The sequence below is a fragment of the Rhizobium sp. HT1-10 genome (assembly GCF_049472505.1).
Lineage (GTDB): Bacteria > Pseudomonadota > Alphaproteobacteria > Rhizobiales > Rhizobiaceae > Rhizobium.
Map to the genome: position 1 here is coordinate 510,774 of NZ_JBCEBQ010000004.1, position 23,454 is coordinate 534,227.

25 protein-coding genes and 1 tRNA gene are annotated in these 23,454 nt (G+C 61.7%); 13 read left to right on the forward strand and 13 right to left on the reverse strand.

Annotated elements, in window-relative coordinates; translation table 11 throughout:
- Positions 1–42 precede the first annotated feature (42 nt).
- The 4 genes from VH564_RS14010 to truA are packed head-to-tail and all read left to right on the forward strand — an operon-like array spanning position 43 to position 2,479.
- On the forward strand, positions 43–306 hold the full coding sequence (locus VH564_RS14010; RefSeq protein WP_423340445.1) for a FitA-like ribbon-helix-helix domain-containing protein: 264 nt from the start codon (positions 43–45) through the stop codon (positions 304–306).
- Positions 303–725 (forward strand): type II toxin-antitoxin system VapC family toxin, encoded by a 423-nt coding sequence (locus VH564_RS14015; protein ID WP_423340446.1) that lies wholly within the window; start codon positions 303–305, stop codon positions 723–725. The genes VH564_RS14010 and VH564_RS14015 overlap by 4 nt, the downstream gene beginning before the upstream one ends.
- A 21-nt stretch (positions 726–746) precedes the next feature.
- Positions 747–1,682: a methionyl-tRNA formyltransferase gene (fmt, locus tag VH564_RS14020; RefSeq protein WP_423340447.1), complete on the forward strand. Its 936-nt coding sequence runs from the start codon at positions 747–749 to the stop codon at positions 1,680–1,682.
- Positions 1,682–2,479 carry a tRNA pseudouridine(38-40) synthase TruA gene (gene truA, locus VH564_RS14025; RefSeq protein WP_423340448.1) on the forward strand — a complete coding sequence of 266 codons (798 nt, stop codon included), beginning with the start codon at positions 1,682–1,684 and terminating at the stop codon, positions 2,477–2,479. Before fmt ends, truA begins: the two co-directional genes overlap by 1 nt.
- A gap of 23 nt (positions 2,480–2,502) precedes the next feature.
- Here truA and VH564_RS14030 read toward each other — a convergent pair whose 3' ends face one another.
- The 3 genes from VH564_RS14030 to dapD all read right to left on the reverse strand — a co-directional run bounded on the left by VH564_RS14030 (position 2,503) and on the right by dapD (position 5,276).
- A complete protein-coding gene (locus tag VH564_RS14030) occupies positions 2,503–3,105 on the reverse strand; it encodes a hypothetical protein (protein WP_423340449.1) in 603 nt (200 codons plus the stop codon).
- Positions 3,092–4,285, reverse strand: coding sequence for a succinyl-diaminopimelate desuccinylase (gene dapE / locus VH564_RS14035; protein ID WP_423340450.1), 1,194 nt, complete (start codon positions 4,283–4,285; stop codon positions 3,092–3,094). Before dapE ends, VH564_RS14030 begins: the two co-directional genes overlap by 14 nt.
- 133 nt (positions 4,286–4,418) lie before the next feature.
- A complete protein-coding gene (gene dapD, locus VH564_RS14040) occupies positions 4,419–5,276 on the reverse strand; it encodes a 2,3,4,5-tetrahydropyridine-2,6-dicarboxylate N-succinyltransferase (protein ID WP_423340451.1) in 858 nt (285 codons plus the stop codon).
- A 218-nt stretch (positions 5,277–5,494) separates the two neighbouring features.
- Here dapD and VH564_RS14045 point away from each other — a divergent pair, with 218 nt between their 5' ends.
- Together VH564_RS14045 and VH564_RS14050 are read left to right on the forward strand one after the other, a co-directional pair.
- On the forward strand, positions 5,495–6,361 hold the full coding sequence (locus VH564_RS14045) for an LOG family protein (RefSeq protein WP_423340452.1): 867 nt from the start codon (positions 5,495–5,497) through the stop codon (positions 6,359–6,361).
- A 48-nt stretch (positions 6,362–6,409) separates the two neighbouring features.
- Positions 6,410–7,393 carry a phosphotransferase enzyme family protein gene (locus tag VH564_RS14050; protein ID WP_423340453.1) on the forward strand — a complete coding sequence of 328 codons (984 nt, stop codon included), beginning with the start codon at positions 6,410–6,412 and terminating at the stop codon, positions 7,391–7,393.
- 135 nt (positions 7,394–7,528) lie between these two features.
- Here VH564_RS14050 and VH564_RS14055 read toward each other — a convergent pair whose 3' ends face one another.
- From VH564_RS14055 to argB, 3 genes are all read right to left on the reverse strand, one after another.
- Positions 7,529–8,143, reverse strand: a complete 615-nt coding sequence (locus tag VH564_RS14055; RefSeq protein WP_423340454.1) for an EF-hand domain-containing protein — start codon at positions 8,141–8,143, stop codon at positions 7,529–7,531.
- Between the two features lie 116 nt (positions 8,144–8,259).
- Positions 8,260–8,964, reverse strand: a complete 705-nt coding sequence (locus VH564_RS14060) for a pyrimidine 5'-nucleotidase (protein ID WP_423340455.1) — start codon at positions 8,962–8,964, stop codon at positions 8,260–8,262.
- A gap of 51 nt (positions 8,965–9,015) precedes the next feature.
- On the reverse strand, positions 9,016–9,903 hold the full coding sequence (argB, locus tag VH564_RS14065) for an acetylglutamate kinase (protein ID WP_423340456.1): 888 nt from the start codon (positions 9,901–9,903) through the stop codon (positions 9,016–9,018).
- 187 nt (positions 9,904–10,090) lie between these two features.
- Here argB and VH564_RS14070 point away from each other — a divergent pair, with 187 nt between their 5' ends.
- From VH564_RS14070 to VH564_RS14080, 3 genes are all read left to right on the forward strand, one after another.
- Positions 10,091–10,630, forward strand: a complete 540-nt coding sequence (locus VH564_RS14070) for a sigma-70 family RNA polymerase sigma factor (RefSeq protein ID WP_423340457.1) — start codon at positions 10,091–10,093, stop codon at positions 10,628–10,630.
- Entirely contained in the window at positions 10,627–11,349 is a 723-nt protein-coding gene (locus VH564_RS14075) for an anti-sigma factor (RefSeq protein WP_423340458.1), read from the forward strand. Before VH564_RS14070 ends, VH564_RS14075 begins: the two co-directional genes overlap by 4 nt.
- Before the next feature lie 201 nt (positions 11,350–11,550).
- Positions 11,551–12,108 carry a fasciclin domain-containing protein gene (locus tag VH564_RS14080; RefSeq protein ID WP_423340459.1) on the forward strand — a complete coding sequence of 186 codons (558 nt, stop codon included), beginning with the start codon at positions 11,551–11,553 and terminating at the stop codon, positions 12,106–12,108.
- An 82-nt stretch (positions 12,109–12,190) separates the two neighbouring features.
- On the opposite strand, the gene yihA is transcribed toward VH564_RS14080, so the two are convergent.
- The 4 genes from yihA to rpmH form a co-directional block, all read right to left on the reverse strand.
- Entirely contained in the window at positions 12,191–12,850 is a 660-nt protein-coding gene (gene yihA, locus VH564_RS14085) for a ribosome biogenesis GTP-binding protein YihA/YsxC (RefSeq protein WP_423340460.1), read from the reverse strand.
- 129 nt (positions 12,851–12,979) lie between these two features.
- Positions 12,980–14,785, reverse strand: coding sequence for a membrane protein insertase YidC (gene yidC, locus VH564_RS14090; protein WP_423340461.1), 1,806 nt, complete (start codon positions 14,783–14,785; stop codon positions 12,980–12,982).
- Positions 14,785–15,177, reverse strand: coding sequence for a ribonuclease P protein component (gene rnpA, locus VH564_RS14095; RefSeq protein WP_423340462.1), 393 nt, complete (start codon positions 15,175–15,177; stop codon positions 14,785–14,787). The genes yidC and rnpA overlap by 1 nt, the downstream gene beginning before the upstream one ends.
- Before the next feature lie 33 nt (positions 15,178–15,210).
- Positions 15,211–15,345, reverse strand: coding sequence for a 50S ribosomal protein L34 (gene rpmH / locus VH564_RS14100; RefSeq protein ID WP_111216528.1), 135 nt, complete (start codon positions 15,343–15,345; stop codon positions 15,211–15,213).
- A gap of 466 nt (positions 15,346–15,811) precedes the next feature.
- On the opposite strand from rpmH, the gene VH564_RS14105 reads away from it, so the two are divergent.
- The 4 genes from VH564_RS14105 (at position 15,812) to VH564_RS14120 (ending at position 21,166) form a co-directional block, all read left to right on the forward strand.
- Positions 15,812–17,785: a methyl-accepting chemotaxis protein gene (locus tag VH564_RS14105; RefSeq protein WP_423340540.1), complete on the forward strand. Its 1,974-nt coding sequence runs from the start codon at positions 15,812–15,814 to the stop codon at positions 17,783–17,785.
- 215 nt (positions 17,786–18,000) lie between these two features.
- On the forward strand, positions 18,001–19,464 hold the full coding sequence (locus tag VH564_RS14110) for an ATP-binding protein (RefSeq protein WP_423340541.1): 1,464 nt from the start codon (positions 18,001–18,003) through the stop codon (positions 19,462–19,464).
- Positions 19,465–19,586: 122 nt separating this feature from the next.
- Positions 19,587–19,663: transfer RNA gene (locus VH564_RS14115), tRNA-Arg, on the forward strand.
- 312 nt (positions 19,664–19,975) lie between these two features.
- Positions 19,976–21,166: an acyltransferase family protein gene (locus VH564_RS14120; protein ID WP_423340463.1), complete on the forward strand. Its 1,191-nt coding sequence runs from the start codon at positions 19,976–19,978 to the stop codon at positions 21,164–21,166.
- 130 nt (positions 21,167–21,296) lie between these two features.
- Here VH564_RS14120 and VH564_RS14125 read toward each other — a convergent pair whose 3' ends face one another.
- The 3 genes from VH564_RS14125 to VH564_RS14135 form a co-directional block, all read right to left on the reverse strand.
- Positions 21,297–21,815, reverse strand: coding sequence for a DUF992 domain-containing protein (locus VH564_RS14125; protein WP_423340464.1), 519 nt, complete (start codon positions 21,813–21,815; stop codon positions 21,297–21,299).
- Between the two features lie 402 nt (positions 21,816–22,217).
- Positions 22,218–22,943: a hypothetical protein gene (locus VH564_RS14130; RefSeq protein WP_423340465.1), complete on the reverse strand. Its 726-nt coding sequence runs from the start codon at positions 22,941–22,943 to the stop codon at positions 22,218–22,220.
- Positions 22,944–23,126: 183 nt separating this feature from the next.
- Positions 23,127–23,453 carry a chaperone modulator CbpM gene (locus VH564_RS14135; protein ID WP_423340466.1) on the reverse strand — a complete coding sequence of 109 codons (327 nt, stop codon included), beginning with the start codon at positions 23,451–23,453 and terminating at the stop codon, positions 23,127–23,129.
- Between the last annotated feature and the right edge of the window lies 1 nt (position 23,454).

Genomic DNA, 23,454 nt, shown 5'->3' on the forward strand with positions numbered 1-23,454 from the left:
CCCAAAGCTCTTATGATATCATTGATATCATAAGAGGTGGTCGTGGGTGATCTGCTTATCCGGAACCTGGACAGCGCGCTGAAAACCGAGCTTCAGGAGCGTGCGAAACAAAACGGCCGCAGTCTCTCGGAAGAGGCCTTGATCCATCTGCGCCGCTCGCTGAGCAGCGCAAGCGAGCCAAATCAGCCGGCGGGCGAATGGTTGCGTGGCCTTCTCGGGGAGGAGCGCTGGACGGATGAAGAGCTCGCCGCAATTGCAGCGTCGAGACGTGAAAAGGATCGTGAGCCGCCCAGGTTCGACGAATGACCATCGTCCTCGACACGAACGTCATATCGGAACTGGACGGGCGGAAATACAGCGACCATCTCCTCGGCTGGCTGAATGGATTCCGGAAGGACGAGCTTTTCCTGACAACCGTGGCGATTGCGGAAATCCGTTACGGCCTGTCGCTGCTGCCGCAGGGAAGACGACGCGAAGCCATGACACAGACGTACGATCGCATGGAAAGCGGCTTTGCAGGCCGAATTCTGCCCTTCGCGCTGGATGCCGCCCACTTCTATGGTCGACTAAAGACGGAAAGACAAAAGGCAGGTTTCACACTCGAAACCAAGGACGCCATGATCGCCGCCATCTGCCTCTCAAACGGCGCTACATTGGCGACGCGCAATACAAAAGACTTCGAGGGGCTTGATCTCCTGCTGATAAACCCGTTTGAAGGCGGCTGAACCGAACCAACGGACGATTGCATGTCGCTCAGCATCATATTCATGGGAACACCGGCCTTCTCGGTGCCGACGCTCCGCACCCTGGTCGAGGCCGGCCATCGCATCGTCGCGGTCTACACCCAGCCGCCGCGCGCCGGTGGCCGTCGCGGGCTGGAGCTGCAGAAGTCGCCGGTGCATCAGGCGGCCGAGCTGCTCGGCTTGCCCGTTTATACGCCCGTCAATTTCAAGGACCCCGAGGAACGCCAGCGCTTCATCGATCTGAAGGCCGATGTCGCTGTCGTGGTTGCCTATGGGCTGCTGCTGCCCCAGGCCATCCTCGATGGTACGGCGCTCGGCTGCTACAACGGCCACGCCTCGCTGCTGCCGCGCTGGCGCGGGGCGGCACCGATCCAGCGGGCGATCATGGCCGGCGATACCAGGAGCGGCATGATAGTGATGAAGATGGACAAGGGCCTCGACACCGGCCCGGTCGCGCTCACCCGCGAAGTCGAGATTTCTAAGACCATGACGGCGGGCGAGCTGCACGACCGGTTGAGCGAGGTCGGCGCCAGGGCGATCGGCGAGGCCATGGTCCGGCTGGAGATGGACGACCTGCCGCTGACGCCGCAGCCGGCAGACGGCGCCGTCTATGCCGCCAAGATCGACAAGGCCGAGACCCGCATCGATTTCGACAAGCCGGCCGCCGACGTCCACAACCATATTCGCGGCCTGTCGCCGGCGCCGGGCGCCTGGTTTGAGGCCGAGATCTCGGGCAAGCCGGAGCGCATCAAGGTGCTGATGTCCGAACTGGCCGAGGGCGAGGGCGTCGCCGGCACGGTCATTTCCGATGACCTGACCATTGCGTGCCGGACTGGCGCCATCCGCTTGACGAAGCTGCAGAAGGCCGGCGGAAAACCGCTGTCCGCTGTCGACTTCCTACGCGGCACGCCGATCCCCGATGGCACGAGGCTCGCCTGATGCCGCGTTTCCGCATGACCGTCGAATATGACGGCACGCCCTATGTCGGCTGGCAGAAGCAGGAAAACGGCCACTCCGTGCAGGCGGCCATCGAGAACGCCATCCTTTCGCTGACCGGCGAGACCGTGCTGGTGCGCGGCGCCGGGCGGACCGATTCCGGCGTGCACGCGATGGGCCAGGTGGTCCATACCGACCTGTCGAAGAGCTGGCCGCCCCATACGCTCCGCAATGCGCTCAACGCCTATCTCGGCAAGGCCGGCGAGCGCGTCTCGATCATCGATGCCGCCGAGGTCGACGAGCGTTTCGACGCGCGCTTCTCGGCCCACCGCCGCCACTATCTCTACCGCATCATCAGCCGCAAGGCGCCGTTGTCGCTGGAGGCGAAGCGCGCCTGGTGGGTGTCGAAAGATCTCGACCACGCGGCCATGCATGCGGCCGCCCAGACGCTGATCGGCTACCACGACTTCACCACCTTCCGCTCGGTCCACTGCCAGGCCAACAGCCCGCTTCGCACGCTCGACCGGCTGGATGTCACCCGCAACGGCGAACTGATCGAGATCCGCGCCACGGCGCAGAGCTTCCTGCACAACCAGATCCGCTCCTTTGCCGGTACGCTGAAGATGGTGGGCGAGGGGAAATGGTCGGTGGAAGACGTGCGGGCAGCACTCGAGGCCCGCGACCGCCGGGCTTGCGGCCCGGTGGCGCCGCCCGAGGGGCTCTATTTCCTGCAGGTCGATTATCCCGCCGATCCGGATGCGCGACGCATCCGCCAGAGTGAGCAGCCACGGCCGGCATAAGGGTGCCACCGCGATGGCGAGCCTCAGGAACCTGGCGGATAAACCCCGAGAAAATGCTGGAGGAAGTCGGTCAGCAGCATCGGTGGCACCATCATCATCAGAGTCAGCGCCGCGACGAACAGCGGGTTTGGCCCGCAGATCATTCGTAGGATGCGGGTGAGCGCGAAGATCAGCGCCATCATCAGCACAAGCCACAGGATGGCAGTCAGGCCGGCCGAGCCCGGCACAAAGGCGACGAGCGCGATCAGCAGCGCATTGAGATAGGCAAGCGGCAGGCCAAGCCAGTTCATGGTGACGACAACAGGCTGGAATTTGTCGTCCGCCTTGAAGATCAGCAGCAGCAGCCCGGCGAGAACAGGCGGCACCAGCCAGTTTGCGGCCTCCACCAGGCCAAGTCGAAAGAAGAAGGCCGGCCCCACGGCGCTGCCGGGCGGCATGGCCGAGAGGTAGGCGTCCTGCCACCAGAGCCATGAAATGCCAATTGACGGTACGCACCAGAGGATGGCCCAGAACGACCGCGCCATGCCTCGATCCGAGATGTCGAGATAGTGGAAGCCGCGCGGATCGTTGCTGACCAGCAACCACAGGCCGGCCAGATAGTATTTGACCTCCTTAAACGTCGGCATTCAGGAACCAGCGTTCGAGGAAGGTTTCGTAGATTGACGTCAGCGTTTCGAGATCGGCGACCGCAACGCGCTCGTCGACCATATGCATCGTCTGCCCGACCAGACCGAACTCGACGACGGGGCAATAGTCCTTGATAAAGCGCGCGTCCGATGTGCCGCCTGTCGTCGAGAGCTTCGGTGCCTTCCCGGTGACAGCTTCGATCGCCGAGGAGAGCGAGGCGATCAGCGCATTGTTGCGCGTGAGGAACACATGGCTCGGGCGCTCGGCCCAGACGATCTCGTAACGCGCCGGCACACGGTCCGGTCTCAGCGTCGGGTCGGCGGCGGCCTGATCCAGCCGCGCGATGATCTCCGCCTTCAGCGTGTCGGCTGTCCAGGTATCGTTGAAGCGGATGTTGAAGCTGGCCGTCGCCATGGCCGGTATGACGTTGGTAGCGCTGTTGCCGACATCGACGGTCGTCACCTCAAGGTTCGATGACTGGAAGTTTTCCGTGCCGTTGTCGAAGGGTGGATGCATCAGCGCCTGGGTCAGAGCCAGAATGCCACGAACCGGATTGTCGGCGAGATGCGGGTAGGCCGCATGGCCCTGCACGCCATGGACGGTGATCTTTCCCGACAGCGAGCCGCGACGGCCGATCTTGATCATGTCGCCGAGCCTGTCGGGATTGGTCGGTTCGCCGACGAGGCAGGCGTCCCAGCGCTCGCCCCGCTCCGCCGCCCATTGCAAAAGCTTGGTCGTGCCGTTGATGGCAGGACCTTCTTCATCGCCGGTGATCAGGAACGAGATCGAGCCGTTGGGCACACCGTGCTTGTCGATGTAGCGGGCGACGGCGGCGGCAAAGCAGGCGATGCCGCCCTTCATGTCGACGGCGCCGCGGCCGAACAGCTCGCCGTCGGCGATCTCGGCTGCAAAGGGGGGATGGCTCCAGCTCGCTTCGTTGCCGACCGGTACGACATCGGTATGGCCGGCAAACATGAGATGTGGGCCGTCGTGCCCGAGCCGGGCGTAGAGATTATCGATATCAGGCATCCCGGCTTCGCGCGCGGTCATCCGGTCGACGGCAAAGCCGAGCGGCAGCAGCATGTCGGTCAGCGCCGCCAAGGCTCCGGCGTCGGCGGGCGTAACCGAAGGGCAACGAATCAGCGTTTGAAGATTGGCGACGGGATCGGTGGTGTACATGACAACGATGTATCCGGCGGGAAATGGCAAAGCGATGGCAAATGGCGAAACGGCGGTAAAGTATCGAGCTCAAATATGGAGCATTCGCCGCTGCGGACGCTTCCGTTGCCGAAAGCGCCCGTTTATCGGGGGATCAGTCGCGCAATAGTTCGTTGATGCCGGTCTTCGAGCGTGTCTGGGCATCGACTCGCTTGACGATGACGGCGCAATAGAGGCCGGGGCCGGGCTGGCCGTTGGCCATCGGCTTGGCTGCCGGCAGCGAGCCGGCGACGACGACCGAATAGGGCGGCACTTCGCCATAGGTGATCTCGCCGGTGGCGCGGTCGACGATCTTGGTCGACTTGCCGATGAACACGCCCATGCCGAGCACGGAGCCTTCACGCACGATGCAGCCCTCGACCACTTCGGAGCGGGCGCCGATGAAGCAATTGTCCTCGATGATCGTCGGGCCGGCCTGCATCGGCTCCAGCACGCCGCCGATGCCGACGCCGCCGGAAAGATGCACATGCTTGCCGATCTGGGCGCAGGAGCCGACCGTGGCCCAGGCATCGACCATCGTGCCTTCGCCGACATAGGCGCCGAGGTTGACGAAGGACGGCATCAGGATGGCGCTGGGGGCGATATAGGCCGAGCGGCGCACGACGCAATTCGGTACAGCGCGAATGCCGGCAGCGCGAAAACGGTTTTCGCCCCAGCCTTCGAACTTAGATGGCACCTTGTCCCACCAGGTCGAGCCGCCTGCACCACCCTCGATGATCGCCATGTCATTGAGGCGGAAGGACAGCAGCACCGCCTTTTTCAGCCATTGGTTGACGGTCCACACGCCGTCGGCGCCCCGTTCAGCGACGCGCACCTTGCCGCCATCGAGCAGCGTCAGGGCCGCGTCGACCGCACCGCGGATGTCGCCCGTGGTCTGAAGGTTGACGCTGTCGCGCGCGTCGAACGCCGCTTCGATGGTCTTTTCAAGCGAGGCAAGGTCGGTGGCGCTCATGTGACTTCCTTGAACTTCGATGGTTTTCGTCGCGGCCGGTGGATCATTCGCAGATGTGATCGCCTGGCCGGTGAACTGCTCTACAACAGCCTTCCTCGAAATGGAATGACATTTACTATCGCGTTGCATCTGGATCGGATGTCCGATCGCGGCATATTTGGCAGGCGACGGTCACGCCGATTCGGGCGCGTCGGGTTCAAGATTTGGAAGGCGAAGCGATGGCTAAGGGCAGGAACGGCAAGCTGCGGCGCAAGGACGGCGTCTGGGATCCCTTGAAAACCAGCTCCGCCGACAAGACCCGCGCGGAAGCCATTCCGAAGACGCCGCAAACCCTCTCGCCCTCCTATCGTCTGGCCTATGCCGACGAGGAGTTTCTCTGCCGCGAGGAACTGCGGCCGATCCGGCTGCAGCTGGAACTGCTGAAGACGGAGATGGAGCTGACCGAACGCGGCATCAAGTCGACGGTCGTGATGTTCGGTGGCGCCCGGATACCGGCGCCCGGCCAGAGCGCCTGGGCAGCGCGCAACGACGTCCAGCGGGCCAATCTGGAGGCCGCTTCGATCTACTATGAAGAGGCCCGTAAATTTGCGCGCCTCTGCTCCCGCCACTCCGCCAGCTCGAGTTTTCACGAGTATGTGGTTGTTACGGGCGGTGGGCCGGGTGTCATGGAAGCGGGAAACCGCGGGGCTTCCGAGGAGGGCGCGCCGTCGATCGGCCTCAACATCGTGCTTCCGCACGAGCAGGCGCCGAATGTCTATGTCACGCCGGAACTCAGCTTCAACTTCCACTACTTCGCCATCCGCAAGATGCATTTCATGCTGCGCGCCAAGGCCATCGCCGTCTTCCCCGGCGGCTTCGGCACGCTCGACGAGTTCTTCGAGTGCCTGACGCTGATCCAGACCGGCCGCATGGCTCGTCTGCCGCTGATCCTGTTCGGCGAGGCCTTCTGGCGCAAGATCGTCAATTTCGATGCCCTGGCCGAATTCGGCACCATCGCCCCGGACGACATCAAGCTGATCAGCTTCGTCGATACGGCGGAAGCTGCGTGGAAGATTGTCAGCGATTTCTATGAGCATGAGGGGTAGTTTGACTGCAATAGCGCAAATGTTCTGATTCTGCGGAGAACACCGGTCATGCTCGACTTCGATCCGCTCTATTCGACGCCACAGATCAAGGCGGTCGAGAATTTCATCGACCGCCATTACGCCTTGGGGGCACCCGTCGTCTGCCGATTGCTGCAACGAGGCATGAATGATGTCTACCTCGTCGAAGTGGGTGGCGTCGAACGCTATGTGTTTCGTCTCTCCCACAACCGCGCCCGTGGGCCGGCAGACGTCAGAAGCGAGACGGCCTTCATCAGGCATCTCGCTGAAGCAGATGTGCCGGTTGCAACGCCCGTGGCAAACCGCGACGGGGTTTTCTTCACGCAAGGCGCCGCGCCGGAAGGTCGGCGCCACGGTGTGCTCTTCAGGGAAGTGGATGGCCGCGATCCGAGCCCGAGCGATGCTGGCGATGCGCGGGCGAACGGCAGGACACTCGCGCTGCTTCACAATGCGGCCGAAACCTTTCCGAGCGACGATGCGCAATATCGGCTCGATCTCGAACACCTGCTGCACCGGCCGCTCGCGCGAATACGCGATAGTGGGATCGTCGAGGAGAGAGAGGTTCACCACGATCTCGAAAAGATCGCCTGTCGGACGGCGACGGCCATCGAAGCGTTTGGCAACCTGACCTGGACCCATTGTCATGGAGACTGCCACGGCTTTAACGCGCGCATAAACAAGGCGGGTGAAGCTGTATTTTTCGACTTTGATGACGGCGGACCGGGCTATCTCGCCTATGACCTCTCGGTTTTTCTGTGGGCGAAAGTCTCCTTCGGCCGGCAGTTGACCGCAATGTGGGATGCCTTCGTGGACGGTTATCGGACGATCCGGCCGATAACGCCGGAAGACTATGAGGCAGCCATACGGTTCGTGATCGTCCGCCACATCTGGCTGATGGGCGAATACGCAAGCCGTGCGTCCGAGTGGGGCAGCAACAGCGTCGGCTGGATTGCGCGCGAGACGAATTTTCTGACGATGTGGGAAACGGACCAACTGGCCGATCGGCTCATATGAGTGCATGCGACTCGTCAGCCGCAGACGGGCCGGTCTGAACGCAGGTTTGATCGGCTGCACGACTGCACACAAAAAAGCCCGCCATCGCAAAGCGAGGCGGGCTTCCGTCAGTCCCCGAGAGGAACCAATCGTTCCTTACAGGAGCGGCCGCTTCGGCATGTCGTCGAGGGCGATGAAGCCGTCGTGGTTGCGGTCCATGCGGTCGAACAGCTTGTCCATGGCGGCTTCGGCTTCCGCCTTGCTGATCTGGCCGTTTTGGTCGGTGTCGACGCGGTGGAAAAGCATCTCGGACATCATGCCGCCGCGCATGCCCTTGCCGTGGCGACCTTCGCCGCGCGGGCCGTGCTTGCCGTCACGCGGTGGCTTGCCGCCTTCGTCGTCGTTCATCGCCTGGTCGTCAGGCTTTGCCTTGTCCTTGTTCTCTTCCATCATCTTCTTGCGCTCTTCCCGCATCGCCGTCATCTGGGCCTTGCGGTATTCGCGGAATTCACCGGGCGTGATGGAGCCATCCTTGTTGGTGTCGATCGCATCGAAGATCTTGTCGACGCCAGCCTTGGCTTCGTCCTTGGAGATCTTCATGTCGCCGTTGGTGTCGAACTGCTGCAGCATGCGCACGAAGAGCACTTCAGGCGGGATACGGGGGCCGTGACGCCCGCCCATATGATGGCCGTTGGCTGCGAAACTGGCCGCGGCGCTGCCAAGGAGGAGAGTTGCGGACATTGCCGTAATGAGAATTTTCTTCCCGATCATTGTGGTGTTTCCTTTTGGTTGCCGTGGTGACAACTCAAAGGTAGGGCTGCCTGTTCCAAACACCCAGTTAAACATCGGTAAGATGCATGAAACTTTTGTAATTAAAGCGATTTACGCTAGATCAGCGCGGTGAGGAACGCCGTCAGATCGTCGGTCACGTAGTCGATGTGGTGGTCTTCCTCGCCCTTGCGCTCCCACCATTCGGTGAAGGTGCCTTCCTCGTTTTCGGGCACCAGCAGCACCGTCTTCATGCCGAGCGCTTTCGGAACGACGAGGTTGCGCGGCAGGTCTTCGAACATCACGGCGTTCTCAGTGTCGATCTTGTGCAGCCCGGCGAACTTGTCATAGGTGCCGACAGCCGGCTTCGGCAGGTAGTCGGCCGCGACGATGTCGAAGATGTCGTCGAAATTGTCGAGGATGCCGAGCGCGCCGGCCGTATCCTGGGCATGCTTGACGCTGCCGTTGGTGAAGATGAATTTCCGGCCCGGCAACGCCTTGATGGCGGCGGCAAGCGCCGGCTGCGGCTGAAGTCCGGTATAGTCGATGGCGTGCGCCTTCTCGAGGAAGTCGTCCGGATCGACGCCGTGATGGATCATCAGCCCCTGCAGCGTCGTGCCGTGCTCGAGATAGTACTGCTTCTGCAGCTTGCGGGCCGAATCCCTGTCCGTCTGCAGCAGCGCCGCGACGTAACTGGTCATGTTGACGTCGACCTGCGAAAACAGGTCGACGGCGTGCGGATAGAGGGTGTTGTCGAGATCGAACACCCAGTCGCGGATGGTGGCGAAATCGGCGGCGGCAGGCAGGGTCTTTGGCTGTGTCATGGGCGCCCTTATGCCACGGGCCAAACCGCAAGCAAACCGGATTTTGACGCCTCAGGGAATGATCAGTGTGCCCGCGCCGTGCTCGGTGAAGATCTCCAGCAGCACCGAATGGGCGGTCTTGCCGTTGAGGATGACGACACCCTGGACGCCGGCGTGGATCGCCTCGATGCAGGTTTCCACCTTCGGGATCATGCCGCCGGAAATCGTGCCGTCCTTGATAAGCGCCTGGGCCTGGGCGACCGTCAGCTCCTTGATCAGCTCCTTGTTCTTGTCGAGCACGCCCGGAACGTCGGTCAGGAACAGCAGGCGCGTCGCATTCAGCGCACCGGCGATGGCGCCGGCAAAGGTGTCGGCATTGATGTTGTAGGTGGCGCCGTCGCGGCCGGGGGCGACCGGGGCGATGACCGGGATCATCTCGGACTTGGCGAGCAGGTCCAGCAGCGTCCGGTCGACTTCGACGACCTCGCCGACAAAGCCGAGGTCGAGCACGCGCTCGATATGCGAATCGGGATCGATGACGGTCTTCTTGGCCTTCTCGGCAAACACCATGTTGCCGTCCTTGCCGCAGAGCCCGATCGCCCATTCGCCGGTCTGGTTGATCAGCGCGACGATTTCCTTGTTGATCGAGCCGGCGAGCACCATTTCGACGATCTCGACCGTCTTGCGATCGGTGACGCGCAGGCCGCCCTCGAATTTCGATTCGATCCCCATCTTGGTGAGCATGGCGCCGATCTGCGGCCCGCCGCCGTGCACGACGATCGGGTTGACGCCGGATTGCTTGAGCAGGGCGATGTCTGCGGCAAAGGCCTTGCCGAGCTCAGCATCGCCCATGGCGTGGCCGCCGTATTTCACCACGATCGTCTTGTTTTCGTAGCGCTGCATGAACGGCAGGGCTTTTGCCAGCAGGCGTGCCTGCAGTTCGTTTTCGGATTCGGCCATGATGCACCCCGCTCAAAATTGTTCGCGGGGTTTTATCTCAAGTTTTTGACAGAGGGAATAACGTCGTCGCGATAAGTTTGAGGTGCGGAAAATCGATTGAGACCGCAGCATTTGGCGCTTATTCGCCTTGCCGGGCAGGACTTTTATTCTAATATAAAAGTCAATTGAATGGGAGCGGGGATAATGGATGGCTACTGACGATATCGCCACCCTCGTCAGCCGCGTTGCAATGCGCGACCAGAGTGCCTTTTCCGAACTTTATAACAAGACCAGCCCGAAACTTTTTGCCGTATGTATGCGTATCCTAAAAAACAGGACGGATGCGGAAGAGGTTCTGCAGGAGGTCTTCGTCAGAATTTGGCAGCGTGCCGATCGCTTCGTCGCTTCGGAGACCCCGGCGATGGGTTGGTTGACCTCGATTGCCCGCAATCGGTCGATCGATGCCATCCGGGCTCGCAAGCCCGTGGCGGACGAGATCGACGCGGTGTATGATCTGGCGGACGACGATCCGGACCCGGAAGCGCAGGCTGTCATGAAGGGCGAAGGCAGGCGCATTGATCTCTGCATGGAAACCTTGGAGGATGGTCGCGCCCAGGCCGTTCGCAGTGCCTACGTCGAGGGACTGAGCTATCAGGAACTCGCCGATCAATACGCAGTGCCTCTGAACACCATGCGCACATGGCTGCGCCGAAGCCTGATCAAACTGAGAGAGTGCATGGACCGATGAGTTCACCCGATCAAAGCAAGGGAGGCCGCTCCCGGGACGAAGTGCTGGCCGGCGAGTACGTGCTCGGCGTTCTGTCGCTGGAAGATCGGCTGAAGGTCGAGACGCGCATGCGCAACGACCGTCCCTTTGCCGCGATCGTCACGCGTTGGGAACAGAACCTGTCATCCTTCAACGACGAATACGAAGCCATCCTGCCGCCGGCATCGGTGTTTCCAAAGGTCGAGAAGCGGATTTTCGGGGAGCGCGCGAAGCGTCGTGGCGGCATCTGGAATTCGCTCGCCGTCTGGCGGGGCTTGACGCTCGCCTCCTTGCTCGTGGCGGCCGGCGCGGTCGTCTACGAAACCAACGGCAGCCCGAAAGTCGGCTCGGGCGCGAAGCCGCTGGTTGCCGATCTTGCCGTGCCGGCAAGCGTCAACGGCGCTCTCAACCTGGTGGCCAGCTACGATACCGTCAGCGGCCGCCTGAGGATCACGCCTGTCGCAGCAGCGCAGGCGGAGAAAAAGTCGCTTGAGCTGTGGCTCATCAAGGGCAGCAATCCGGCGCAGGCACTGGGCGTGTTGCCGCAGACGGGCGAAGGCGAGATCGCCATCCCGGCAGACATGCGCAAAGAGTTTGGCGAGGGCGCCACCATCGCCATCAGCGTCGAACCCTTCGGCGGCTCGCCATCCGGTGCCCCCACCGGACCGGTCATCGCCGCAGGCACAGCCCGCAGCCTGTAGCTTTTCAAAGGTTTGTTTGAATCAGCGCCGTGCGCCCCAGAGTGCGCGGCGTTTTCCATTGTCCGACGGCTTTCGGAATTCGTTAAGATTTTGGAGACCGTCTGAAACTGTTTTCCACTGGCTGCCGTATTGCATGTGTCCCCGGCGGATAGGGCAGGAGCCCAGGAGTAGATCGGGGTATAGAGGAAGAGGAATCAGACCATGATGAAGACCACGCTTCGCATTGCCGCTCTGGCCGTCGCACTGTCCGCAGCCACCGGCGCAGCCTACGCCAAGGATCCAATGGTCGGCGGCGCAAAAATGTACGCCTCCAAGAACATCATCGAAAACGCCGTGAACTCCAAGGACCACACGACGCTGGTCGCCGCCGTCAAGGCCGCAGGCCTCGTCGAAACGCTTGAGGGCAAAGGCCCTTTCACCGTCTTCGCCCCGACCAATGAAGCATTTGCAAAACTCCCGGCCGGAACGGTCGACACTCTGCTGAAGCCTGAGAACAAGGCCAAGCTCACCAAGATCCTGACCTGCCACGTCGTCTCCGGCGACATCATGGCTTCGGCCGTTAAGAAGATGGTCAAGGATGCCGGCGGCGAGTACGACATCAAGACGGTCGGCGGCTGCGTCATCAAGGCCATGACGAAGGGTAACAAGGTCACCCTGACCGACGAAGCCGGCGGCACCGCGCACGTCACCATCGCCGACGTCAAGCAGTCCAACGGCGTTATCCACGTCGTCGACGCTGTCCTGCTGCCGAAGATGTAATATCAGCTGCTATCTACGGGCCGCCGCCCCGGTTAATGACCGGGCGGCGGCTTTTTTCGTTCAGGCGGGGAAAGTGGCGGCGTCAGGCGCCGTAGCCGACCGTCTCGACGATGGTCTGGCGCAGCACGTCCAGGCCCTCGTTGACCTCGGACGATGTGGGGATGATGCCGGGGAAGCAGGCCGGGCGCTTGCGGGTCATTTCAGCCGTCTCGGCCATGACGCGCGGCACGCCGGCCTCCTTGATCTTGTCGATCTTGGTCAGCACGATCTGGTAGGAGACTGCCGCCTTGTCGAGCAGCGACATCACGTCCTCGTCGTTCTTCTTGATGCCGTGGCGGGAATCGATCAGCACGTAGACCCGCTTCAGCGTCGCGCGGCCGCGCAGGTAGTCGAACACCAGTCGCGTCCAGGCATCGACATTGTCCTTCGGCGCCTTGGCATAGCCGTAGCCCGGCATGTCCACCAGCGCCATCGGCGGCAGGTCGCCGGCTTCGCCGGAATAGCCGTCCGGAACGAAATAGTTGAGCTCCTGCGTGCGGCCCGGCGTGTTCGATGTGCGGGCAAGGCCGTGGTGGCCGACGAGCGCGTTGATCAGCGACGACTTGCCGACGTTCGAGCGGCCGGCAAAGGCGATCTCCGGAGGGCCTTCCGGCGGCAGGAACTTCATCGACGGCACGCCACGAATGAAGATCCAGGGGCGGCCGAACAGCGGCTTGTCGGTGGGTACGGGTGCTTCGGACATGGCTCGCGATCGTTGGTTGATGGTTTGGCTTCACGGTTTTGGCAGCCGATGTCAAGACTTGCCGTTCTTGGGGCAATGGCCCCACCGCGCTGAAAAAGAAAACCCCGGACTGCGCCGGGGTCTCTTGGGCTATTTGGTTTCCGCCGGCGCTTTTCGCTTGAACAGCCCGCGCATGTTGTCGAACAGCTCGACCTTGGCGCCGTGGCGCCGCATGATGATTGCCTGCTGGATGACAGACAGCGTGTTGTTCCAGGCCCAGTAGATGACCAGACCGGCCGGGAAGCTCGCCAGCATGAACATGAATACCAGCGGCATCCAGTTGAAGATCATCGCTTGGGTCGGATCTGGCGGCGTCGGGTTCATGCGCATCTGCAGGAACATCGTCACGCCCATGATCATTGGCCAGACGCCGAGATGCAGGATGGTCGGCGCTTCGAAGGGCAAGAGGCCGAACAGGTTGACGATCGACGTCGGGTCGGGCGCCGACAGGTCGCGGATCCAGCCGAAGAACGGTGCATGCCGCATTTCGATGGTGATGTAGATGACCTTGTAGAGCGAGAAGAAGATCGGGATCTGCAGGGCGATCGGCCAGCAGCCGGCGACCGGATTGATCTTCTCTTCCTTGTAGAGCTTCATCGTGGCCTGCTGCAGGCCCATCTTGTCGTCGCCGAACTTTTCCTTCAGCTCCGCCATGCGCGGCTGCATCTTCTTCATGTTGGCCATCGAAGCGTACTGCTTGCTGGCCAGCGGGAAGAACAGGAGCTTGACGACGATGGTCGTGCACAGGATGGCGACGCCGAAGTTGCCGAAGTAGCGGAAGAAGAAGTCCATCAGCTTGAACATCGGCTTGGTCAGGAAGTAGAACCAGCCCCAGTCGATCAACCGGTCGAAGCGCGGGATCTGGTAGCTTTCCTCGTACTTGTCGATGACAGGCACTTCCTTGGCGCCGGCAAAGATCAGGTTCTTCACATCGACAGACTGGCCGGCGGCCACCGAGATCGCATCCTGCTTGTAGTCTGCCTGGTAGCGCGGCTGGCCGTCGGCAAAGTGAGAGAAGCGGGCATCGTAGGCGGTCGTCTGCGGCGGCACGATGGTGGCCGCCCAGTACTTGTCGGTGAAGCCCAGCCAGCCGCCGGTAGCCTTGGCAGGCGTCGTCGGCTCCTTGTCGACGGCGGTGTACTTGGTCTCGATCAGGCCATCGTCGCCGATGACGCCGATGAAGCCTTCGTGCAGCACGTAGGCGGACGGTGTGGTCGGCAGGCTGTAGCGGATGACGCGGCCGTAGCTGGCAACCGAGACCGGCTCCTGGCTGGCATTGGTGATCTTGTCGGTGACCGTGAACATGTAATGGTCGTCGACCGAAATCGTCCGGGCGAAGGTCAGCCCCTTGTCGTTGGTATAGGTCAGCGTGACAGGTGTCTTGTCGGTCAGCTTGGCGCCCTCAGGGGCGGTCCAGACGGTGGAAGGGCCGGGAACGGCGCCGGTCTTGTCGTCGCCGATATAGCCAAGCTCGGCGAAATAGCCATCCTTGGTCTCAGCCGGGCTGAAGAGAGTGATGATCGGGCTCATCTTGTCGACCGTCTCATGGTAGGACTTGAGACGAAGGTCGTCCAGGCGGCCGCCGGAAAGGTTGATCGAGCCGAGCAGGGACGTGGTTTCGATGGCGACGCGCGGCGATTTCGCAAGCGCCTCGTCGAGCCTCATCGTGCCGACAGCAGGCTGGCCGGAAACAGGAGCGCCTGCGGTGGTGTTGACGCCAGGAGCTGGCGTGGCGGTGCCGGGCTGAACCTGCTGCGCCGTCTGCTGCTGCGCCTTGAGGGCGGCATCGGCCTTACGCTGCGCTTCGATGCGCGGGTTCATATAGAAGAACTGCCATCCGAGGACGATCACCACCGACAGGGCGATCGCGATGAAGTAATTGCGGTTCTTTTCCATCATTCTTTCCTGGAGCGGTCCGGTTGCGACCGGCGGTGTTTCGGCATGGCTTCGAAGCGCGTTGACAACTCCCGGGCCAGCAAATCGAAGGGGGCAGTCAAGACATCGCGGCGCGCGACAACCACATAGTCGTGTCCAGGCTGCATTGCAAACCCGGCCTTCAGCCGTACAGCCTCTTTCAGGCGGCGGCGCATGCGGTTGCGCTCGACGGCATTGCCATGTTTCTTCGTAACGGTGAAACCGACACGGGGCGGCTCGTCCGGCCGGGCGCGATCCAGCGCCTCGACCAGGAAGAAATTGCCCCGGCGTTTTTCTCCGACGCGCACAGCAAGAAACTGCGGGCGGCTCTTCAGCCGCCCGACAGTTTTATCATTCGGTCGTGTCTTCGTCATTCGCCCGGCATCGCGACAGGGCCTATCCGGCAATTAAGCCGAAAGACGCTTGCGACCGCGGCCACGCCGGGCGATGATGACCTTGCGGCCGCCCTTTGTTGCCATACGAGCACGAAATCCGTGGCGACGAGCGCGAACGAGCTTCGATGGTTGGTAGGTACGCTTCATTTATTTTAACACCGCGGAGTGCGGCCCTTCTTGGGTTTGCATAGTGCAAGGAGCGTTGTTGGACGAACGGAAGTCGCCCGCTAGGCAGGCTTCATGACCGTACGTGCGGCGGCTTATAGGGATGAAGGCCCGAAAAGTCAATTATCCTGGGCTTGATTAACAGGGATGGCACCAGCGCGATCAAAACGATTGCAGTTATCCTTCACCGCGCACCGTTGCAAAGTTGCTCAACAGTTCTTCATTTGGACGTACCAAATAGCATTCCCGTAGAAAAGCAAGAGAGGCCGGCGCGCGCCCGGCATAGATAATATAGCTCTACCCCCACTATATTTAGGGGCTTTATGCAATGCTACATTAACGATTACCGATAATAGTACTTCGCGAGAGGGTGGTATTCCGCCCTCTAATAGCTTGAGGGGACATTTCGTTGAAAATTCGCGGCAAGATTAATCTACTTGTGACGGTCATGGCAAGCGCAGCATTGCTGATCGGTGCAACAGCACTGTTTGCCGTCAACCAATATGACAAGCAGATGCAGACCTATGCGTCCGCTTCTACACGCGCCTATTTGGGCGAGAGGTTGAACAGATTTGTGACAGCAGTGGTGATGGAAGGCCGCGGCATCTACAACGCACCTGACATTAAATCGGCCAAGGGTTTTTCGGATGGATTGACGGCGGATCTCGTCGAAATCGACAAAATCATTGCCAAATGGACGCCGCTCGTCCCCGATCAGCAAAAGGCCGACTTCGCAAAACTGCTGCAGAAGTCAAAGGAGTTTAATACGTTCCGCACGGAAACGGTGAGGCTTCTCCTCACCGATGGCCCGGCGGCGGCCAACAAGCAGGGAAACAACGAAGACAATCGTGCCAACCGCAAGGCATTCCAGGCGGACATCGATGCGGTGGTGAAGGCCGACATGCAGGAGCTTGTGGCCGTCAGTGCCGAAGTCGCCGCGTTTGGCCACATCATTCTGTTTGTCGTGCTTGCCGTCACCGGGGTCGGTATAGCCAGCGGCGTGGGCTTCGGTCTCTATATCGGCACCAGCCAGTTGAGCCGCCCGATCAAAAAGGTGACCGAGGCCATTAAGCAGGTGGCCAACGACGATTTCAGCGTCGAAGTACCCTATGCCGGGCGCAGCGACGAGATCGGTGACATGGCGGCGGCAGTGGAGGTGTTCAAGCAGAATGGCCTCGCCGTCCGGCGCATGCATGCCCAAGAAGCGGTGCTGCGTGCCAAGAGCGACGATTTGCAGTCGGGCATGTCGCAAGTCGTGTCCTCGGCCGCAGCCGGTGATTTCAGCCGCCGTATCGAAAAGACCTATGGCGATGAAAATCTCGACCGCTTCGCCAGCAACGTCAACGAGCTGATTGCCAGCGTCGATACCGGCATAACAGAAACCCGCCGCGTCATTGCCGGGCTTGCCGATGGCGACCTGACCCAGACCATGCAAGGGACATACCAGGGCGCTTTCGCCGAGCTGCAGGAAAACGTCAACGTCACGCTGTCGACGCTGCAGAACACCATGCGCGAAGTTCGCGAGACGACGGAATCGATCCACGGCAACAGCAACGAGCTGCGCGCTGCCGGTGACGATCTCTCCCAGCGCACCGAGAAACAGGCTGCGGCGCTCGAGGAGACCTCGGCAGCGCTCGACCAGATCACGGCCGTGGTTCAGAACTCCACCACCCGCGCCCAGGAGGCCAGCGTCATGGCCTCGGAGGCCAAGGCCAACACTGCGCGCTCCGGCGTCGTCGTGCGCAACGCCGTCGATGCCATGGGCCGTATCGAGCAGGCTGCGCGTGAAATCAGCCAGATCATCAATGTTATCGACGAGATCGCCTTTCAGACCAACCTGCTGGCGCTGAATGCCGGCGTCGAGGCGGCAAGGGCGGGGGAGGCAGGCAAGGGCTTCGCCGTCGTTGCCCAGGAAGTGCGCGAGCTCGCTCAGCGTTCCGCCACGGCCGCAAAGGACATCAAGTCGCTGATCACCAAATCCGGCAACGAGGTTCAGGCCGGCGTCAGGCTGGTGCAGGAAACCGGCGCGGCCCTTAGTGAGATCGAGAGCAGCGTCTTGGCGATCAACGATCATATCCACTCGATTGCCACATCGGCACGCGAACAAGCAACGGGCCTGGCGGAGGTGAACACCGCCGTCAACCAGATGGACCAGGTGACGCAGCAGAACGCCGCCATGGTCGAGGAAACCTCGGCTGCCACCCATAAGCTGACCGCCGAAGCCGACAGCCTCGTCCGCCTCGTTTCCGGCTTCAAGGTGACCCGCCAGACGACCACCGCGCCCTCGGTCGCCCGCCCGGAGAGCCATCGCCCCGTCGCATCGCCGGCACGCAAGATGATGGCAAGCGTTGCCCGCGGCATGGCCGGCAGCCGGAGCGGAGCCGCCGCCCAGCCGACGTCGCAGGAATGGGAAGAGTTCTGATCGTCTAGGGACGTCGACTGCAACAGGCGCTGCGCACATCGCGCGGCGCCTTTTTCCGTTTGTCGGCGGAGCGGTTTCGCGCATGTCCGCATCCGCCATTGGACAAACGAGCGCAAGCTTCTATTATGTCAGCCTACCGATCGGGCGATTTGCTCTACCGCTGCATGGGATGGCCGGAAATGCACTTTCCGCGGGGTGCCAAGAGCGGCACGGAAATGAAGACGAACGCGTCGCAGCCGATGGGGCTGTTCGGCGGCCTCTCGGGCAAACTACTGCTGCTCACCGTCGTCTTCGTCATGATTGCGGAAGTTCTGATCTTCGTTCCGTCGGTTGCCAACATGCGCCTGCGCTGGCTGCAGGATCGCCTGAGCACTGCCGCCGCCGCCGCCGTCGTCATCGACGGGCTTCAACCTGTCGATCTGCCGCGTTCGCTGCAGAAGGAGACATTGATGGCGACGGGCACCCGCGCCATCGTGTTGCGCAAGGACGGCACCTCACGGCTGCTGGCTAAGGCCGAGATGCCTGCCTCCGTGGACGACCAGTTCGACCTCACCGACGTCTCGCTGCCGACGGCGATCCGCGATGCGATGAGCACTCTGTTTTTCGGCGGCGACCGCATTATCCGTGTTTATGGCCCCGTCGGCGATTCGGGGATGGGCGTCGAGGTGGTGCTGAAGGACGCGAACCTGCGCAAGGCACTGATTCGCTATTCGGTCAACGTGATGCTGCTGTCGCTGCTGCTGTCCTTCTTCACAGCGACGCTGATCTTCTTTGCCATCAACCGCATCATGATCAAGCCGATCCGCAAGCTGACCGACAGTATGCAATCCTACTCGGACGATCCGGAGGACCCCGCACGGGTGCTTCAGCCCGATGACGGCCGCGACGAACTCGCCGTTGCCGGGCGGCACCTCGCCACCATGCAGGTTCAGCTGCAAAAGACCCTGAAGCAGCAGAAGAACCTGGCGGCTCTCGGCCTCGCGGTGTCGAAGATCAACCACGACATGCGCAACATCCTCGCCTCGGCGCAGCTGATGTCCGACCGGCTCGCTGACGTGGACGACCCGATGGTCAAGCGTTTCGCGCCGAAGCTGTTGCGGACCATCGACCGGGCCGTCGGCTACACCAACGAGGTTCTGTCTTACGGACAGGCCTCCGAATCGGCGCCGCGCCGCCGACGCCTGAAGCTGGGCGAGCTTATCGACGAGGTCCGCGACATGATGGCGATCGACCCCGATACCGGCATCGAATTCATCGCACAGGTTGCCCCCGATCTCGTCGTCGATGCCGACAGCGAACAACTCTTTCGGATCATCCACAATCTTTGCCGCAACGCCCGCGAGGCGCTGGCCGCCCTTGGTGAGCAGGAGCCGGACAGCCCGCGTCGTATCACCGTGTTCGGGCAGCGGATCGGCAGCGTCGTTGGTATCATCGTCGACGACACCGGCCCCGGCATGCCGCGCAAGGCCCGCGAGAACCTGTTCACGGCCTTCCGCGGCTCGGCCCGCTCGGGCGGCACAGGTCTGGGCCTGGCGATCGCCCGCGAGCTTGTGCTGGCCCATGGCGGCACCATTGCGTTGGTCGAGAAACCCTTGGCCGGCACACAGTTCCGCATCGAGATTCCAGACCGGCCGATATCGCTCGACGATTATCGTGGCCGTAACGCACACGAAAACTGAGGCAATCCGGGGCTTTCCCCAGGCGCTTTACGAAAAACAGCAGATTTTCAAGAAATACGCTTGCTTTCGATCTGCGGACGTTTTAGAGGATCGCCACGCAAGCGGCTCAGCCACTTGCTTCCGCACCCGTAGCTCAGCTGGATAGAGCACCAGACTACGAATCTGGGGGTCGGGCGTTCGAATCGCTCCGGGTGCGCCATTTCTTTTCTCTGGAAATTTTCCTTATGTAATGAATACAGGGCCTTGGTTATTTGCCCTGTCGTTCTGTGAATAATGAACCGTGACCAGCCTTCACCGGATATAACTGGACGCGCGCCGCTGCATTATGTGCGCCTTGCTCCATCAGTCTCTCAAAGCTGCTTGTTCCCTCAGCCTTCACGCAAGCCCGGCGCGCCGTCTTTCCTCCGGCTGCATCAAGTCGCGGTCATTGCCGATCCTCGGTTGCAGATTATCGGAAAAATAAGGTTTTGCGGCGAAGGTGGGTGGTCTTTTGACTGCTTGGGGGCGTGAGATGAGCCGCGGACACAGGAATCCTGCCCGAATCCGTGAGTTGGATGGGATACGCGGCTGGGCGGCGCTTGTGGTTCTGTTGTTTCACGTTTTCTGGGAGGGCCTGGGAGAGCGATTCGGTGCGCTCCGGTCGGTCTTCGCTGCGCCCTTTTTGAATGGCGATCTGGCGGTCTGCATCTTCTTCGTGGTCTCCGGCGCAGCGCTTTCGGCGCCGTTTCACGCCTCGATGGATCGTAAGTTCGTCGTCCGTTCGGCGATCAAACGCTATCCGCGTCTGTTGGTGCCGATTGCCGCAGCAACCTTGCTGGTCTGGCTTCTCAGCCGATTTGGCCTCATGCATGGGCCGGAAGCGGCAGACATTCTGGGCCGTCGGGATTGGCTGGGCCTCAACAACGTCGCAACGGTCTCGTCTGCCAACGCGCTCTACTTCACGACATCAGGCGTCTTCAGCGGCCTGTCCGCCCAGAGAAACATCCTGCCCTTCCTGTGGACGATGCCGATCGAAATGGTGGGCTCGATGCTGTTGTTTCTCTACCTCGCCTGCAAGGACGTCTACGGGCAGGGGAGCCGGCTGCTGGTTGCCATCATCGTCATGACGTTCGTTGCCAGTCCCTACATATGCTGCTTCTTCATCGGCTCCCTGATCGTCGACAGGCAATCCCAGGGGGCGGGGCTGAGGCAGCTTCTGCTCAACCGCTGGATCGCGGCCGCCGCACTCCTGCTCTGCCTTCTGTATTCGGGCTTGGCCGTCGTCTTTCGCAACGAATTGCTGCGCTATCCAAATGCGGTCGTTGCGGCGGCGATCGTGTTCTACTGTCTGAATATTGGATGGTTGTCGCGATGCCTGTCCGCCTCGCGGCTGTCGAGCCTGCTGGGCAAGATTTCCTTCCCGCTGTACCTCAGCCACTACGCCGTGCTGGGCGCTGTGTTCTCGCCGCTTGTCGTGGCCTATCAGGCGCAACTGACGCTCCCGGTGGCTGCGCTGATCGGCCTTGCGACAGTCGTTATTGCGATCCTGGTTGCGATCGCCTTTTCGCCGGTGGAGCAGGCGTCGCATCGCATTTCGAAATGGATCGGCGACTATGTCCTCGGTGAAGGTGATGGAGCGTCGCGGCGGTCTTCCGGCGCGCAGCCATCGCTCGCCCCAAGTGCAAAAATCGAGACTCGTCTTCCGCTACAAGCAGCCGACTGAAGCGCTTCCGGCAAAAACCTTGGGGCGGAGTGGCCGGCCCAACACCTGCTGCGTGATGCCCCATCATACACGAACGCCCCCGCCGCGGTGGCGGCAGGGGCGTTCGGATAGCTTGATCGAAGAATCAGGCTTAGCCGGCGGAAGTCAGCGTCATCGATGTGCCGGTTGCGGCAATGTTGAGGCCGAGCTGGCCCGTCACGCTGATGGTCTGCAGGTGGATCGCGCCAGTCGTGCCGCCGAACAGCATGTTCGCGCCGATGCCTGCGCCAACGGTGGCTTCGGCCGTGGCACCCTGGTAGAGGCCAGCCAGTGCGCCGTGGTGATAGCCGGCGGTCGGAGCAAAAACGGCCCAGACGAGACGGCTGCGGGTGGTGAAGCCGAGGTCGACGCCGAACTTGCGGATGGCGCCGGTGTAGTGGTCTACGCGACCGCTGCCGTTAGCGGAGGTGTAGGTGCAGTCAACGCTCTTGGCCGAGCCGAGAACATAACCGACGCCGCCTGCGATGTCGCAAGTCAGGTAGCCGATCTTGACACCATTGCTGTTGTCCTGATCTTCGTAGTTGGTGACCATGTCGGCAGCGGAAACAGCCGGGGCAACGGCGAAGGTCAGCGAAGCGGCGGCAAGCGCCAGTGCGACAGTCTTTTTCATTTTTCTCTCCTGTTTAACAATAGTACCGGTGCGGTGGCGCCGGGGTCGGCTCGAATTCGAATAGCGATCCCTAACGGATGAGTCGCCCTCCGGTTCCAAAAACGGGCTGTCAGGCCGCTCGCATCGACGAAAGTGATTAACAGATCCCGTTCACCGCACCTCACCGTTCATCGTTCATTAGGACATTTCGAAGGCGTAAGCTGGGCTAGCGGAAACTTCCTCCATGGCTGTTGCAGCAACGCGACACCCGTTTGCCGAGCGTTGATGCGAGGTCGTTGTTTTCCAGCAAATGGCTCGAGCCCGCGCCCTTTGAGATCGGGGCAGATTGCTGATCGCATCTTAGGAAACGAAACCAGCCGCAGCGTCGCCGCTACGGCTCGGTGGGGCGCAAGGGTGTGATGGTCAGGCAGTGGCGGCGCTGGTCGCCGGCGTTCCGCTCGTTTCGCTGCTGCCGGCCTGGCTCCAGCTCATGTAGTAAAACTGCGTGCCGACCTGGCCGAAATAGGCATCCTGGCCTGTCGTCTTGTCGATGAAGCTATTATCGGCGGCCCGGCTCAGCGTGCCGTCGCCGTTACGCTGCAGTTGCGCCTTCAGATAGTCGTTCCAATCACTGGTGGGGATCGTTTTGGCGGGGTTGGCCTTCGTCGCTTCAGGGGTCGACGTCGAAGAGGCTGCGGTTTTGGATGTTGGATCCCAGGCGCTGATCGATACCCCCTTTGTCGGGTCTGAAACGGTCAGGGTGCCGGCCTTGAGCGCATCCAGCATCGCCTGCGCCTGCTTGGCGCCATCGCTGTTGCCGGCCGCTGTCGCCGTCAGATTCTGCTTCAGCAGTGCCATGAAAGAAGAGGTGGTGATATCGGTGCTGGCGGCGGTACCCGACGCGTCGCCCGAGGGGACGGACGTTGTGTCGTCGGCCTGGCTGCCGGACAGGCTGTTGAGCATGCTCGCAAGAGATGCCTGCGCCGATGATGGCAGGCTCGATATATTTCTGCCGACGCTGGAGCCATCGAGCAGCGATGAGCCGCTTGAGCTGGCGCTGGAACTGTCGTCGCTGGTATCGCCTGCTTCCAGCACCTTGAGGGCCAGTTGAGCGGCGATCAGCCGCGTGGAGGAGAGGGCGGTAACCATGGCATGACCTTCCTGAGCGCTGCCTATCCGTTCGTCGGAAGGCACCTGGCATGGGACGCTGCCGCCGCCGGGAGAAAGAGCCGGCGCTTGCGCCAGCCAGTCTCTCGGCTCGCAAGCCGCGCGGATGCTGTGATATTAGATGCAGCGACTTGCCCGGAGCTTGCTGCGTCCGCTTCATCCGATCTAGCGGCGTCGCGTGGTGTCCTCGATTTCGGCCAGCAACCTATACTGCAGGTCGGGGCTCTGCGCCTGGATGACATTGGCCAGATCGTGCAGTGTGCCGCGCAGGCCATGCACCTGGTCAAGCAGTTCCATCACCACATCGACGCCTGCCTCATTGACCCCCATGGTATCGATAAGGTCGAGTATGAGCCGCCCGCGCGCAATATCCGCGTCGCGGAAGGCTCTCCCTTCATGCGTCATATGGGGCACCAGCCACCCCTGTTCGATCCAGACTTCGAGCACCGTGACGTCGATCCGCAGTGACTTGCGAAATTCACGATCGTCCATG

Excerpts from the sequence above, each read along its gene's own strand:
- VH564_RS14030 (WP_423340449.1), bottom strand. The coding sequence starts at position 3,105 with ATGCCGACGTTTAAGGAGGTCAAATACTATCTGGCCGGCCTGTGGTTG.
- VH564_RS14050 (WP_423340453.1), top strand. The coding sequence starts at position 6,410 with ATGCTCGACTTCGATCCGCTCTATTCGACGCCACAGATCAAGGCGGTC.
- truA (WP_423340448.1), top strand. The coding sequence starts at position 1,682 with ATGCCGCGTTTCCGCATGACCGTCGAATATGACGGCACGCCCTATGTC.
- dapD (WP_423340451.1), bottom strand. The coding sequence starts at position 5,276 with ATGAGCGCCACCGACCTTGCCTCGCTTGAAAAGACCATCGAAGCGGCG.
- VH564_RS14130 (WP_423340465.1), bottom strand. The coding sequence starts at position 22,943 with ATGGTTACCGCCCTCTCCTCCACGCGGCTGATCGCCGCTCAACTGGCC.
- VH564_RS14080 (WP_423340459.1), top strand. The coding sequence starts at position 11,551 with ATGATGAAGACCACGCTTCGCATTGCCGCTCTGGCCGTCGCACTGTCC.
- VH564_RS14135 (WP_423340466.1), bottom strand. The coding sequence starts at position 23,453 with ATGGACGATCGTGAATTTCGCAAGTCACTGCGGATCGACGTCACGGTG.
- VH564_RS14105 (WP_423340540.1), top strand. The coding sequence starts at position 15,812 with ATGGCAAGCGCAGCATTGCTGATCGGTGCAACAGCACTGTTTGCCGTC.
- rpmH (WP_111216528.1), bottom strand. The coding sequence starts at position 15,345 with ATGAAGCGTACCTACCAACCATCGAAGCTCGTTCGCGCTCGTCGCCAC.
- VH564_RS14110 (WP_423340541.1), top strand. The coding sequence starts at position 18,001 with ATGAAGACGAACGCGTCGCAGCCGATGGGGCTGTTCGGCGGCCTCTCG.
- VH564_RS14120 (WP_423340463.1), top strand. The coding sequence starts at position 19,976 with ATGAGCCGCGGACACAGGAATCCTGCCCGAATCCGTGAGTTGGATGGG.
- argB (WP_423340456.1), bottom strand. The coding sequence starts at position 9,903 with ATGGCCGAATCCGAAAACGAACTGCAGGCACGCCTGCTGGCAAAAGCC.
- VH564_RS14045 (WP_423340452.1), top strand. The coding sequence starts at position 5,495 with ATGGCTAAGGGCAGGAACGGCAAGCTGCGGCGCAAGGACGGCGTCTGG.
- VH564_RS14060 (WP_423340455.1), bottom strand. The coding sequence starts at position 8,964 with ATGACACAGCCAAAGACCCTGCCTGCCGCCGCCGATTTCGCCACCATC.
- VH564_RS14075 (WP_423340458.1), top strand. The coding sequence starts at position 10,627 with ATGAGTTCACCCGATCAAAGCAAGGGAGGCCGCTCCCGGGACGAAGTG.
- VH564_RS14055 (WP_423340454.1), bottom strand. The coding sequence starts at position 8,143 with ATGATCGGGAAGAAAATTCTCATTACGGCAATGTCCGCAACTCTCCTC.
- yihA (WP_423340460.1), bottom strand. The coding sequence starts at position 12,850 with ATGTCCGAAGCACCCGTACCCACCGACAAGCCGCTGTTCGGCCGCCCC.
- dapE (WP_423340450.1), bottom strand. The coding sequence starts at position 4,285 with ATGTACACCACCGATCCCGTCGCCAATCTTCAAACGCTGATTCGTTGC.
- VH564_RS14070 (WP_423340457.1), top strand. The coding sequence starts at position 10,091 with ATGGCTACTGACGATATCGCCACCCTCGTCAGCCGCGTTGCAATGCGC.
- VH564_RS14015 (WP_423340446.1), top strand. The coding sequence starts at position 303 with ATGACCATCGTCCTCGACACGAACGTCATATCGGAACTGGACGGGCGG.
- VH564_RS14125 (WP_423340464.1), bottom strand. The coding sequence starts at position 21,815 with ATGAAAAAGACTGTCGCACTGGCGCTTGCCGCCGCTTCGCTGACCTTC.
- fmt (WP_423340447.1), top strand. The coding sequence starts at position 747 with ATGTCGCTCAGCATCATATTCATGGGAACACCGGCCTTCTCGGTGCCG.
- rnpA (WP_423340462.1), bottom strand. The coding sequence starts at position 15,177 with ATGACGAAGACACGACCGAATGATAAAACTGTCGGGCGGCTGAAGAGC.
- yidC (WP_423340461.1), bottom strand. The coding sequence starts at position 14,785 with ATGGAAAAGAACCGCAATTACTTCATCGCGATCGCCCTGTCGGTGGTG.